Source organism: Streptomyces sp. NPDC057682 (assembly GCF_042799575.1).
Classification (GTDB): domain Bacteria; phylum Actinomycetota; class Actinomycetes; order Streptomycetales; family Streptomycetaceae; genus Streptomyces.
In genome coordinates this window covers 114951-128411 of record NZ_JBHVIN010000010.1, presented here as the reverse complement: position 1 = coordinate 128411, position 13461 = coordinate 114951, and the positions used below count along the sequence as shown (strand labels likewise).

Genomic DNA, 13461 nt, shown 5'->3' with positions numbered 1-13461 from the left:
ACGGGATGCAGGCGCAGTCCGCACAACGGGACACCCACGTCGTCGTGGCAGGAGCGGGACCCGCGGGGCTGATGCTGGCCGCGGAGCTGCGGCTGGCCGGCGCGCGGGTCGTGGTCCTGGAGCAGGAGAGCCGGCCGACCGCCGAATCGCGCGGCATGGGGTTCACCGCCCGCACGCTGGAGGTGTTCGACCAGCGCGGGCTGCTGCCCCGCTTCGGCGAGCTGAAGCGGTCGCCGGGCGGCCACTTCGGCAGTGTGCCGGTGGACTTCGCGGTCGGCGACGGGCGGCACGCCAGTGTCACCGGCGTCTCGCAGGCGCGTACGGTCGCCGTGCTGGGGGAGTGGGCGGCGGAGCTGGGCGCCGACGTCCGGCGCGGCCACCGGCTGACCGGGTTCACCGACCTCGGCGACGGCGTCGAGGTGCGGGCCGAGGGCCCGGACGGCGAGGTGCGGCTGACGGCCGCGTACCTCGTGGGGTGCGACGGCGGCCGCAGTACGGTCCGGCGCGCCGGAGGTTTCGGGTTCCCCGGCACCGACGCCACCGCCGAACTGCTGCTGGCCGATGTGAAGGACCTCGAACTGCCGCCGAAGTGGTCCGGGGAGCGGCGCCCGGCGGGCATGCTGCTGGCCGCCCCGCTGGGCGGGGGCATGGTCCGCGTCGTCGTCTCCGAACACGGCAGGAAGCCACGGGAGCGCACCGGGCCGCCGGAGTTCAGCGAGGTCGCCGACGCCTGGAAGCGGGTCAGCGGCGACGACATCTCCGGGGCCTCACCGGTCTGGGTCAGCTCCTTCGGGGACGCGGCCCGGCAGGCCGACGCCTACCGGCGGGGCCGGGTCCTGCTCGCCGGGGACTCCGCCCACGTCCATCTGCCGGCCAGCGGACAGGGGATGAACGTCAGCATCCAGGACGCCGTCAACCTCGGCTGGAAGCTGGGCGCGGTCGTCACCGGCCGGATGCCCGAGGCGCTGCTGGACAGCTACCACGACGAACGCCACCCGGTGGGCGCGGCCCTGCTGCGCAACACCCGGGCGCAGGCCTCCCTCTTCCTCGGCGGGCCCGAGACGCAGCCGCTGCGCGAGGTGCTGGCCGAGGTGTTCCGCGGCCCGGAGGCGGCGCTGCTGCTGGCGGGGATGGTCAGCGGTCTGGAGATCCGCTACGACGTCGGCGCCGGGGACCATCCGCTGCTCGGCCGGCGGCTGCCGGACATCCCCCTGGTGCTGGAGGGCGGCGAGGAGACGCGGAGCCTGCGGCTGCTGCATCCGGCCCGGGGCGTCCTGCTGTCCCTGGGCGACGATCCGGAGCCCGCGCGTCTCGCCGCCCGGTGGGCGCCGTGGGTGGACGTCCGCTCCGCGCGGCCGGGCGCGCGGAGCGCGGACGGCGAAGGGGTGGACGCGGACGCCGTCCTGGTCCGCCCCGACGGCCATGTGGCCTGGGCGGCCGGCTCCGGCGACCTCGTCACCGCCCTGCACCGCAGCTTCGGGGAGCCCGCGCACTGAGCCGGGCCCGCCCCACGAGACCACGGGAGACGACATGACCAGCACAGGAGCCCGGCGGGCAGCCGCCGTACCGGCCATCGACCGCGCGGACTCCCGCGCCGTCTTCATGAGCCACTGGTACGTGGCGGGGGAGGAGCAGGGCCGTGCGGTCCTCGACGAGATCGCGGACGCCTGGGAGGCGGCGGAGCGGCCGGAGGACGTCCTGTCCTTCTCCTGCTACCTCAGCACGGGCGGCGACGACGTCACGGTGATGACGTACGCCCAGTGCGCCGGCCCGGACGCCTACCGGCCGTTCGTCCGCTCGCTGCCGTCGGCGGCGGCGCGGGTGGAACCGGTGGAGTACCGCCTGTTCCGGAGCGTGCCACTGGCCCCGGAGAGCGGTCCGGCGGCCTCGGTGGTGATCGCCAGCTTCGATGTGGACGGGCGGGAGCGGCAGGAGCACATCGTCTCCTCCGTCACGGCGAACATCGAGGCGTCCCCGCGCTCCGACCAGGCCGGGCTGATCGCCTCCCACTTCCACCTCAGCATGGACGGCACCCGGGTCGTCAATTACGCGGAGTGGACGAGCGACGAGGAGCACATCGCGTTCCTGGAGGGGGCCACCCGGCACCGTTCGCTGCGGCTGGCGACCCGCACCCCGGGCGTCCGGCCGATCGGCTTCACCCGCTACCACCTGTATCGCGCCATCGACGGGTGACGTCCCGGCCGACAGGGTGACCATCCGATCATCGAACTGCGGATCTTGCCATGATGGTTGACGGTCCGACAGTGACGGTACGAAGGAGAAGCCCCATGGCAGACGCCCCCAGCCCCTTTCCTGACGTCGCCCGCACCGATGCGGGGGTCGCGCTCGTGACCCCCTTGTACGTGGGCGGGCCGGAGTACCAGCGGGCCGAGGCGGAGCGGGTCCTCGCGCCGTACCGGAAGGGGCCGCTGCCCGAGGGCTTCCTCTCGGTGAGCGTCTTCACCAGCACCGAGGGCGAGAACGTCCTCACGTACGCCCAGTGGACCTCGGACGACGCCTACCGCGCGTTCGTGGCGGGCGGCGGTCTCGGCGAACCGGACGAGAACACCACCGAACCGGTCCGCTACCGGCTCTACCGGGGCCGGGTCCTGGAGCCCGGCAGCGTGCCCACCGCGCTGGTGGCGCCCGTCTTCGACGTGGACGGCCGGGACCGGCAGCGCCGCTCGATCGACAATCTGATCGACGGACCGCTCGGCACGCCGTTCCCCGGTCTGGTCGCCTCCCACTTCCACATCAGCCTCGACGGCACCCGCGTCATGAACTGGGCGGAGTGGGTCGACGAGGACGCCCACGTCGGCTTCATGAAGAGCAGCCGTCCCAAGGAGTGCCTGGAGGCCATCACGATGCCGGGTGTGCGCGGCATCGGTGGCAAACGGTACGTCCTCGCGGGGGCCGTGACCCGCTGACGCCAGGCTTCTCCCGAACGGCCCAGGTCGGTGACCTGGGCCGTTCGCCGTTCCCGTCACGTTTCCGGTGGCGCACCGCCGCGCCCCACGTCTTGACAGGTTCAGGTCAATTTTCTTCAGGTCATTCGTACGGATCGAGCATGGAGAGGGTGCATGGACACTCAAGTGATCGTCGTCGGGGCCGGCCCGGCCGGAATGATGCTCGCCGGGGAACTGCGGCTGGCCGGGGTCGACGTCGTCGTCCTCGAAAAGCTCGCCCGGCGCACCGGCGAATCACGCGGGCTCGGGTTCACCGCCCGCACGATGGAGGTCTTCGACCAGCGCGGCCTGCTCGCCCGCTTCGGCGACATCGAGGTCAGCAACCAGGGCCACTTCGGCGGGCTGCCGATCGACTTCGCCGTCCTGGACGGGGCCCACCAGGCCGCCAAGACCATCCCCCAGTCCCGGACCGAGACCGTCCTGGAGGAGTGGGTCACCTCCCTGGGCGCCGACGTCCGGCGCAGCCACGAGCTGCTCTCCGTCAAGGACGCCGGGGACCACGTCGAGGCGGAGGTCCGCGGCCCCGACGGGGTCCACCGGCTCACCGCCCCCTACCTCGTGGGCTGCGACGGCGGCCGCAGCCTGGTGCGCAAACAGGCCGGATTCGAGTTCCCCGGCACCGCCTCGACCATGGAGATGTTCCTGGCCGACGTGAAGGGGCTGAACCTGCCTCCGCGGATGATCGGCGAGACCCTGCCCGGCGGCATGGTCATGGTCGGCCCGCTCCCGGACGGCATCACCCGGCTGATCGTGTGCGAGCGCGGCACCCCGCCCCAGCGGCGCGAGACCCCGCCCTCGTACGACGAGGTCGCCGCCGCCTGGAAGCGGCTCACCGGGGACGACATCGGCCACGGCGAACCCGTCTGGGTCTCCTCCTTCGGCGACGCCACCCGCCAGGCCACCCACTACCGGCAGGGCCGCATCCTGCTGGCCGGCGACTCCGCGCACATCCATCTGCCGGCCGGCGGACAGGGCATGAACACCAGCATCCAGGACGCCGTCAACCTCGGCTGGAAGCTGGCGGCCGTGGCCCTCGGCCGGATGGACGAAACGTTTCTGGACACCTACCACAACGAACGCCACCCCGTCGGACAGCGTCTGCTGATGAACACCCGCGCCCAGGGGCTCCTCTTCCTCAGCGGCGCCGAAGTGCAGCCGCTGCGCGATGTGTTCAGCGAACTCATCCGCTACGAGCCGGTCAGCCGGCACCTGGCCGCGATGGTCAGCGGACTGGAGATCCACTACGCCGTCGACGGCGGCGCCCACCCCCTGCTCGGCCGCCGGATGCCGCACCTGGAACTGACCGGCACCACCTCCCCGGGCAGCTCCACCGAGGCCCTGCACGGCGGCCGGGGCGTGCTCCTGGACCTCGCGGACAACGCCGAACTGCGCCGCCGCGCGTCCGGCTGGACGGACCGGGTGGACGTGGTGACCGCGGCGCCCAAGGAGCTTCCCGGCGACGGGGCGCTGGACGGCACCGCCGCCGTGCTCGTCCGCCCCGACGGCTATGTGGCCTGGGCCGCGCCGGGCAGCCACAGCGATCTGCCGATGGCCCTGGAGCGCTGGTTCGGACCGGCGCGCTGACCCCCGTACACCCCAGAGAAGAGAGAGAAGAGACCATGCACAGCACCTTGATCGTCGCCCGGATGGCACCGGGCACCGGACCCGAGGTCGCCGGGCTGTTCGACGCCTTCGACCGGACCGAGATGCCGCACCTGATGGGCACCCGGCGCCGTCAGCTGTTCTCCTACCGGGGGCTGTACTTCCACCTCCAGGAGTTCGACGAGGACAACGGCGGCGAGCTGATCGAACAGGCCAAGACCGACCCCCGGTTCATCGGGATCAGCGACGATCTCAAGCCGTTCATCCAGGCCTACGACCCCGCCACCTGGCGCTCGCCCGCCGACGCCATGGCCACCCGCTTCTACCACTGGGACGGTTCCGCGTGACCGGGCGCAGGGTCGTCATCACGGGCATCGGCGTGGTCGCCCCCGGCGGCATCGGCGTCAAGGACTTCTGGAGCCTGCTCAGCGAGGGGCGCACCGCCACCCGCGGCATCACCTTCTTCGACCCCGCGCCGTTCCGGTCCCGGGTCGCCGCCGAGATCGACTTCGACGCCGAGGCGAGCGGGCTGAGCCCCCAGGAGATCCGGCGGATGGACCGGGCGGCCCAGCTCGCGATCGTCGCCACCCGGGAGGCCGTCGCGGACAGCGGTCTCGACACCGCCGCCCTGGACCCGTACCGCCTCGGCGTCACGATCGGCAGCGCGGTCGGCGCGACCATGGGACTCGACGAGGAGTACCGGATCGTCAGCGACGGCGGCCGGCTCGACCTGGTCGACCCCGCCTACGCCGCCCCGCACCTCTACAACTACTTCGTCCCCAGCTCCTTCGCCGCCGAGGTCGCCTGGGCGGTCGGCGCCCAGGGCCCCAGCACCGTGGTCTCCACCGGCTGCACCTCGGGCCTGGACTCCGTCGGCTACGCGGTCGAGCTGCTGCGCGAGGGCTCGGTGGACGTGATGATCGCCGGGGCCTCGGACGCGCCGATCTCCCCGATCACCATGGCGTGCTTCGACGCGATCAAGGCGACCACCCCGCGCGACGACGCGCCCGGCGAGGCCTCGCGGCCCTTCGACGGCACCCGCAACGGATTCGTCCTGGGCGAGGGGTCAGCCGTCTTCGTCCTGGAGGAGCTGGAGAGCGCCCGGCGGCGCGGCGCGCACGTCTACGCCGAGATCTCCGGCTACGCCTCCCGCTGCAACGCCTTCCACATGACCGGGCTGCGCCCGGACGGGGCCGAGATGGCGGAGGCCATCACGGTGGCGCTCGACGAGGCGCGCATCCCCGGCGACCGCATCGACTACATCAACGCGCACGGCTCCGGCACCAAGCAGAACGACCGGCACGAGACAGCCGCGTTCAAGAAGAGCCTCGGCGACCACGCCCACCGCACCCCGGTCAGCTCCATCAAGTCGATGGTGGGGCACTCGCTGGGCGCCATCGGCTCGATCGAGATCGCCGCCTGCGCCCTCGCCATGGAGCACAACGTCGTGCCCCCCACGGCCAATCTGCACACACCCGACCCCGAATGCGACCTGGACTACGTGCCGCTCACCGCGCGCGACCACCGCACGGACACCGTGCTCACCGTGGGCAGCGGCTTCGGCGGGTTCCAGAGCGCCATGGTGCTGGAACGGGTCGAAGGGAGCACACGATGACCGCGTCGGTCGTGATCACCGGACTGGGCGTCGCCGCCCCCAACGGCCTGGGCAAGGAGGACTACTGGGCGGCCACCCGGGCCGGCCGCGGCGGGATCGGCCCGCTCACCCGCTTCGACGGCTCGGGCTATCCGGCGCGGCTGGCCGGTGAGGTGCCCGGCTTCGAGGCGGAGGACCATCTGCCGAGCCGGCTGCTGCCGCAGACCGACCGGATGACCCGGCTCGCCCTGGTCGCCACCGACTGGGCGCTCGCCGACGCCGGCATCAAGCCGCAGGAGGCCGAGGGCTTCGACATGGGCGTGGTGACGGCCAGTTCCTCCGGCGGCTTCGAGTTCGGCCAGAACGAGCTCCAGAAGCTGTGGAGCAAGGGCAGCCAGCACGTCAGCGCCTATCAGTCCTTCGCCTGGTTCTACGCCGTCAACAGCGGCCAGATCTCCATCCGCAACGGGATGAAGGGGCCCAGCGGGGTCCTGGTGAGCGACCAGGCGGGCGGCCTCGACGCCGTCGCCCACGCCCGCCGCCAGATCCGCAAGGGCACCGGAATGATCGTCTCCGGCAGCATCGACGCCTCCGTCTGCCCCTGGGGCTGGGTGGCGCAGCTGGCGAGCGGCCGGCTGAGCACGGTCGACGACCCCGCCCGCGCCTATCTGCCCTTCGACCGCCGGGCCTGCGGCCATGTGGCGGGCGAGGGCGGCGCGATGCTCATCCTGGAAGAGGCCGGAAAGGCCCGCGGGCGCGGCGCCCGGATCTACGGCGAGGTCGCCGGGTACGGCGCCACCTTCGACCCCCGGCCCGGCAGCGGCGGCGAGCCCGCGCTGCGCAAGGCCGTCGAACTGGCCCTGGCCGAGGCCGGCGCCGCCCCCGGCGACGTCGACGTGGTCTTCGCCGACGCGGCGGCCGTACCGGAGCTGGACCGGGCCGAGGCCGAGGCGCTCCGCACGGTCTTCGGGCGGCACGGCGTCCCCGTCACCGCGCCGAAGACCATGACCGGCCGCCTCTACTCCGGGGCCGCGCCGCTCGACCTGGCCACCGCGCTGCTCTCGATGCGGTCCGGGCTGATCCCGCCCAGCATCCACACCGACCCCGATCCGGCGCTCGGCCTCGACCTCGTCACCACGGCCCGGACGGCCCGGATCCGTACCGCGCTGGTCCTGGCCCGCGGCCACGGCGGCTTCAACTCGGCCGTGCTGCTGCGCGCCACCGCCTGACCGGGCGGGCGGGCCCCTTCTCTCTTCTCACCTTCCCATTCCACCGGTTCAGACCCCGACACAAGGCAGGGCGGACGCATGACCACACAGCCGTTCACGATCGACGACCTCAAGCGGATCCTGCTGGAGGGCTCCGGCGCCGCGGAGAACGTGGACCTCGACTCGGACATCGCGGACCACGAGTTCGAGGACCTGGGCTACGACTCGCTGGCGCTGCTGGAGACCAGCAGCCGTATCGAGCGCGCCTACGGCATCACCATCTCCGACACCATCCTGGCCGACGCGACGACCCCGCGCGCCCTGGTCGGCGCCGTCAACGAGCACCTGGTCCAGGACGCGGCGGCCTGAGGCCCGCCGGACAGGCCCCCACCGCACCGCACCCTCCGTACGCCTCTCATCCCACCGATCACGGGAGCAGTCAGCCATGCCACAGAACAGCCAGGACACCAGGGTCGCCGTCGTCACCGGCGCCACCAGCGGAATCGGGCTCGCCGCCGCCAGGCTGCTGGCCGGTCAGGGGCACCGGGTCTTCATCGGCGCGCGCACCGCCGAGAACGTGGCGTCCACCGTGAAGGAGCTGCGCGAGGAGGGCCTGGACGTCGACGGGGCGCCGCTCGACGTGCGCTCCGCCGAGGGCGTCGAGGCCTTCGTCCGCGCCGCCGTGCAGCGGTACGGCACCGTCGACGTGCTCGTGAACAACGCGGGCCGCAGCGGCGGCGGCGTCACCGCCGACATCGACGACGCGCTGTGGGACGACGTCATCGACACCAACCTCAACAGCGTCTTCCGGATGACCCGTGCCGTGCTCAACGCGGGCGGCATGCGGGAGAAGAGCCGCGGCCGGATCATCAACATCGCCTCCACGGCGGGCAAGCAGGGCGTCGTCCTCGGCGCCCCGTACTCGGCGTCCAAGCACGGTGTCGTCGGCTTCACCAAGGCCCTCGGCAACGAGCTCGCGCCGACCGGCATCACCGTCAACGCGGTCTGCCCCGGCTATGTGGAGACCCCCATGGCCCAGCGGGTGCGCCAGGGCTACGCGGCCGCGTACGACACCGACGAGGCCGCGATCATGGAGCGCTTCACGGCGAAGATCCCGCTCGGCCGCTACTCGACCCCCGAGGAGGTGGCCGGCCTCGTCGGCTATCTGGCGTCCGACACCGCGGCCTCCCTCACGGCCCAGGCACTGAACGTCTGCGGCGGACTCGGCAACTTCTGACCGTCCCGGACCCCCTCGCGAGGAGACACCGACATGACGACCCAGCACGTCGAGCACGAGATCACCGTCGCCGCGCCCGCGGCCGACGTCTACCGCCTGATCGCCGAGGTGGAGAACTGGCCGCAGATCTTCCCGCCCACCATCCACGTCGACGTGGCCGACCGGGACGGCGACAGCGAGCGCATCCGGATCTGGGCCACCGCCAACGGCGCCGCCAAGAACTGGACCTCGCGCCGCACCCTGGACCCCGAGGGCCTGCGCATCGACTTCCGCCAGGAGGTGTCCACGCCGCCGGTCGCCGCGATGGGCGGCACCTGGATCATCGAACCGCTGCCCGGCGGCGACTCCCGCGTCCGGCTGCTGCACGACTACCGGGCCGTCGACGACGACGCCGAGGGCCTGGAGTGGATCGAGGAGGCCGTCGACCGCAATTCCCGGTCCGAACTGGCCGCCCTCAGAACCAATGTGGAGCGCGCGCACGCCGCGAAGGAACTGACCTTCTCCTTCGAGGACAGCGTGCGCATCGACGGCTCCGCCAAGGACGCCTTCGACTTCATCAACGAGGCCGGACTCTGGGCGGAGCGCCTTCCGCACGTGGCGTCCGTACGCTTCGACGAGGACGTCCCCGGGCTCCAGACCCTGGAGATGGACACCCGCGCCCGGGACGGCTCGACCCACACCACCAAGTCCTACCGGGTGGCGTTCCCGCACCAGAAGATCGCGTACAAGCAGATCACGCTGCCCGCGCTGATGACCCTGCACACCGGCTGCTGGACCTTCACCGAGGAGGACGACGGCTCCGTCACCGCCGTCTCCCAGCACACCGTGGTGCTCAACACCGCCACCATCGAGAAGGTCCTCGGCGCCGGGGCGACCGTCGCGGACGCCCGTGCCTACGTCCACGGGGCGCTCAGCACCAACAGCCGCGCCACGCTCGGACACGCCAAGGACCACGCCGAGAGCACGGGCTGACCGTGACCACCCTGGACTGCGATGTCGTCGTCGTCGGAGCGGGCCCGGCCGGGCTGCTGCTGGCCGGGGAGCTGCGGCTCGGCGGGGCGGCCGTGGTGGTGCTGGAGCGCCGCACGGAGCCGGGGACGGAGTCACGCGCGTCGACCCTGCACGCCCGCACGATGGAGATCCTCGACAGCCGCGGCCTGCTGGACGCGCTGGGGGAGCTGCCGAACGACGTACGAGGCCACTTCGGCGGCATCCCGCTCGATCTGACGCTGCCGACCCCGTATCCGGGGCAGTGGAAGATCCCGCAGACCGGGACGGAGGCGGCCCTGCGGGAGTGGGCGCTGTCGCTGGGCGCGGAGCTGCGGACGGGCCACGAGGTGACCGGGGTGCACACTGGCCCGGACGGGGTGACCGCCCAGGCGGTGGCCGACGGCCGGACGGTCGGGGTCCGGGCCCGGTACCTCGTCGCGTGCGACGGCGAGGACAGCACCGTGCGACGGCTGACCGGGGCCGCGTTCCCCGGCGACGCCGCGCGCCGCGAGCTGGTCCGGGCCGATGTCGCCGGCATCGACATCCCGGCCCGCCGCTTCCAGCGGCTGCCCCGGGGGCTGGCCGTCGCGGCCCGCAACGCCCAGGGCGTGACCCGGGTGATGGCGCACGAGTTCGGCAGCGCGGCCGGGGAGCGGACCGGGGCGCCCGTCTTCGCCGAGATCCGCGATCTGTGGCAGCGGCTCACCGGCGAGGACATCGGGCACGGCCGCCCGCTCTGGGTGAACACCTTCGCGGACGCCGCCCGGCAGGTCGCCCAGTACCGGGACGGGCGGGTGCTGTTCGCGGGCGACGCCGCCCACCAGCAGATGCCCATCGGCGGCCAGGCCCTCAACCTGGGCCTCCAGGACGCGGCCAACCTCGGCTGGAAGCTCGCCCTCCAGGTCGCCGGACGGGCCCCCGACGGCCTTCTCGACAGCTACCACACCGAACGGCACGCCGTGGGCTCCCGGGCCCTGGGCAACATCCGGGCCCAGGCGATGCTGCTCATGGGCGGCCCCGAGGTGGAACCCGTCCGGGCCGTCGTGGCCGAACTCGTCCGCGAGGAACCGGTCCGCGCCCATCTGGCCGCGATGATCTGCGGCCTCGACATCCGCTACGACACCGGCCCGGGTGACCACCCGCTGCTCGGCCACCGGCTCGCCCACGGACAGCGCGGCCACGGCTCCCGCGGCCTGCTGCTGCCGCATCCCGGCGCCCCCGGCCCGGCGGAGACCTGGCGGCACGCGCTGGCCCCGTGGAGCGACCGGGTCGACCTCGTCCCCGGCGGCGGGGCGGGCACGGCGGTCCCGGAGCCGGGCGCCGCCGTGCTGGTCCGGCCGGACGGCCACGTCGTCTGGGCCGGCCCGGAGGGCGGGGGGCAGGACGACGGGGCCGGGCTGCGCACGGCGCTGCGGCGCTGGTTCGGCGAACCGGAGGCGCCGGACGGCCCGTACGCCCTCACCGACGCACCGGCCCGCACCCCGGCGCGTACGGAATCCCCGGCCCCGGCCGCCGGCGCACCCTCACCGACCCCTTCACAGGAAAGAGACGCAGGTATGAGCAGGTTCACGGGCAAGACGGCGCTGGTGACCGGTTCCAGCCGGGGCATCGGGCGGGCCATCGCCCTGCGGCTGGCCAGGGAAGGCGCCCTGGTCGCCGTGCACAGCTCCCGGGGCGGCGAGGCCGCCGACGACGTGGTCACCTCGATCGAGAAGGACGGCGGCCGGGCCTTCGCCGTCCGGGCGGAACTGGGCGTCCCCGGCGACGCCGACGCGCTCTTCCTCGACCTGGAACAGGGCCTGAAGGAGCGCACCGGCACCACCGATCTGGACATCCTGGTCAACAACGCCGGGATCATGGGCGGTGGTGTCGCGGCCGACGCCACGACGCCCGAGCAGTTCGACCGGCTCTTCGCCGTCAACGCCAAGGCGCCGTTCTTCCTCATCCAGCGGGCGCTGGGGAACCTGACCGACGGCGGCCGGGTCGTCAACATCACCTCCGGGCTGACCCACTTCGCCAATCCGGAGGAGATCGCCTACGCGATGACGAAGGGCGCCGTCGAGCAACTGGCCCTGCACTTCGCGAAGTACCTCGCGCCGCGCGGCATCACCATCAACAGCGTCGCGCCGGGCATCACGCGCAACGACAACCCCGTGTTCGGCATCCCGGAGGCCGTCGAGCAGATGGCGGCGCTCTCGGCGTTCGGACGGGTGGGCGAACCCCGGGACGTCGCCGACGTGGTGGCGTTCCTGGCGAGCGAGGACGCCCGCTGGATCACCGGGGCGTTCCTCGACGCCACCGGAGGCACGCTCCTCGGCTGAACGGCACCGGGACCGGACCCCGACGGGTTGTGCGACCCGACGGCGGCCGGCAGCGGACGGCAGGGACAGGACGGAGTGAAGGAGCGCGATGAAACCCGTGGCACCACCTCAGGAATCCCTCGGTTCCGCCGCCCCTCCGGCCGGCGCCGGGCGGTGGAGCCCGCGCCTGTGGGGGCTGCTGTTCGTCCTGGCCGGGAACATGCTGATCGACGCCCTTGAGGTGTCGGCCATGGTCGTGGCCGTGCCGGTGGCGGGACAGGCGCTCGGGCTCTCGCTGACCGGGGCGCAGTGGCTGATCACCGGCTTCGCCGTCGGCTTCGGCGGGCTCACCCTCTTCGGCGGGCGCCTGGTGGAACTGCTCGGCCGGCGGCGGGTCTACCTGGGGGCGCTGCTCGGCTTCGCCGCGGCCTCGCTGGCGGGCGGGGTGACGGACGAACCGGCCGTGCTGGTGGCCGCCCGCGTGCTGAAGGGCTTCTTCGCCGCGCTGACCGCGCCGACCGGACTGGCCATCATCGCCTCGGAGTTCCCGGCGGGGCGCAGCCGCGAGCGCGCGGTGTCGGTCTACGCCCTGTTCGGCGGGTCCGGCTTCGCCGCGGGCCTGCTGGTGTCGGGGCTGCTGACGGAGGTGAGCTGGCGGTGGACCGTCGCCTTCCCCGCGCCGGTGGTCCTGGTGCTGTTCGTCTGCGCGGTACGGCTGATCCCGCGCGGCCCGGCCCCCGCCGCCCCGCCCCCGGGCGAACCACGCCGCTTCGACACGGCCGGGGCGCTCGCCCTGACAAGTGCCCTGCTCTGCCTGGTGCTGGGGATCGTCTCGGTCCCCGACCACGGCTGGTCCGACGCGCGGACCGCGGGGCCGCTGCTGCTCGCCGCGGCGCTGGGCACCGTGCTGGCCGTCGTCGAACGCACCGGAGCACGGCCGCTGATCCGGGGCCGGCTGCTGCGCAACCGCACCCTGGTCCGCTCGATGGCCGGGGCCGCCGCGCTGAACGGGGTGAACCTCGGGCTGCTGCTGATCCTGACCGTACGCCTCCAGACCGGTCTGGGCTGGTCCCCGCTGCGCACCGCGCTGGCGCTCCTGCCCGCCAGTGTGCCGCTGGCCGTCACGGCGCTGCTCTCCCGGCGGCTGATCGCCCGGTACGGCACGGCCCGGCTGATCGCCCTGGGGGCGCTGGGCCCGGTCCTGGGCGCGGCGCTGTGCCTGCGGCATCCGACCCCGGAGCGCTACGTCACGGACGTCCTGCCGACGCTGCTGCTGGTGGGTGCGGGCTTCGTCCTGTCCTTCGCCGCGCTGAACACCCAGGCGACGTCCCGGCTGGCCGCCGTCGACCGGCCCGCCGCCGTCGGCCTCTACCAGAGCGCCGTCCAGCTCGCCGCCGCCGTCGTACCGGCGCTGGTGGCGGCCCTGGCCGTCGGCCGTACCGACGACCGGCCGGCGTTCCTGCTCGTCACCGCCGTGGCCGTGGCCGGGCTGGCGGCCGGGCTCGGCGGTCTGCGGACCGGTCCGGCCCGGGGCGCCACACCATCCACAGAAGAGTGAGGCTTT

General features: G+C 73.3%; 12 protein-coding genes. All 12 read left to right on the top strand.

Features of this window, described 5'->3' with window-relative positions; all coding sequences use genetic code 11:
* Positions 1-5 precede the first annotated feature (5 nt).
* Positions 6-1496, top strand: coding sequence for an FAD-dependent monooxygenase (locus tag ACFVDM_RS20090; protein ID WP_383641358.1), 1491 nt, complete (start codon positions 6-8; stop codon positions 1494-1496).
* Between the two features lie 34 nt (positions 1497-1530).
* Positions 1531-2193, top strand: a complete 663-nt coding sequence (locus ACFVDM_RS20085) for a hypothetical protein (protein WP_383641355.1) — start codon at positions 1531-1533, stop codon at positions 2191-2193.
* A gap of 95 nt (positions 2194-2288) precedes the next feature.
* Positions 2289-2927 (top strand): monooxygenase, encoded by a 639-nt coding sequence (locus tag ACFVDM_RS20080; protein WP_383641352.1) that lies wholly within the window; start codon positions 2289-2291, stop codon positions 2925-2927.
* 153 nt (positions 2928-3080) lie between these two features.
* Positions 3081-4550, top strand: a complete 1470-nt coding sequence (locus tag ACFVDM_RS20075) for an FAD-dependent monooxygenase (protein WP_383641349.1) — start codon at positions 3081-3083, stop codon at positions 4548-4550.
* 35 nt (positions 4551-4585) lie between these two features.
* Entirely contained in the window at positions 4586-4915 is a 330-nt protein-coding gene (locus ACFVDM_RS20070) for a TcmI family type II polyketide cyclase (protein ID WP_383641346.1), read from the top strand.
* A complete protein-coding gene (locus ACFVDM_RS20065) occupies positions 4912-6183 on the top strand; it encodes a beta-ketoacyl-[acyl-carrier-protein] synthase family protein (RefSeq protein WP_383641343.1) in 1272 nt (423 codons plus the stop codon). The genes ACFVDM_RS20070 and ACFVDM_RS20065 overlap by 4 nt, the downstream gene beginning before the upstream one ends.
* On the top strand, positions 6180-7391 hold the full coding sequence (locus ACFVDM_RS20060) for a ketosynthase chain-length factor (protein WP_383641340.1): 1212 nt from the start codon (positions 6180-6182) through the stop codon (positions 7389-7391). Before ACFVDM_RS20065 ends, ACFVDM_RS20060 begins: the two co-directional genes overlap by 4 nt.
* Positions 7392-7469: 78 nt before the next feature.
* Positions 7470-7739: an acyl carrier protein gene (locus ACFVDM_RS20055; protein WP_383641337.1), complete on the top strand. Its 270-nt coding sequence runs from the start codon at positions 7470-7472 to the stop codon at positions 7737-7739.
* A gap of 76 nt (positions 7740-7815) precedes the next feature.
* Positions 7816-8607 (top strand): 3-oxoacyl-ACP reductase FabG, encoded by a 792-nt coding sequence (fabG, locus tag ACFVDM_RS20050; RefSeq protein ID WP_383641334.1) that lies wholly within the window; start codon positions 7816-7818, stop codon positions 8605-8607.
* A gap of 33 nt (positions 8608-8640) precedes the next feature.
* On the top strand, positions 8641-9579 hold the full coding sequence (locus ACFVDM_RS20045; RefSeq protein ID WP_383641332.1) for an aromatase/cyclase: 939 nt from the start codon (positions 8641-8643) through the stop codon (positions 9577-9579).
* Between the two features lie 2 nt (positions 9580-9581).
* Positions 9582-11918 carry an SDR family oxidoreductase gene (locus tag ACFVDM_RS20040; protein WP_383641329.1) on the top strand — a complete coding sequence of 779 codons (2337 nt, stop codon included), beginning with the start codon at positions 9582-9584 and terminating at the stop codon, positions 11916-11918.
* Between the two features lie 97 nt (positions 11919-12015).
* Positions 12016-13455 carry an MFS transporter gene (locus ACFVDM_RS20035; protein WP_383641326.1) on the top strand — a complete coding sequence of 480 codons (1440 nt, stop codon included), beginning with the start codon at positions 12016-12018 and terminating at the stop codon, positions 13453-13455.
* The last annotated feature ends 6 nt before the right edge of the window (positions 13456-13461 follow it).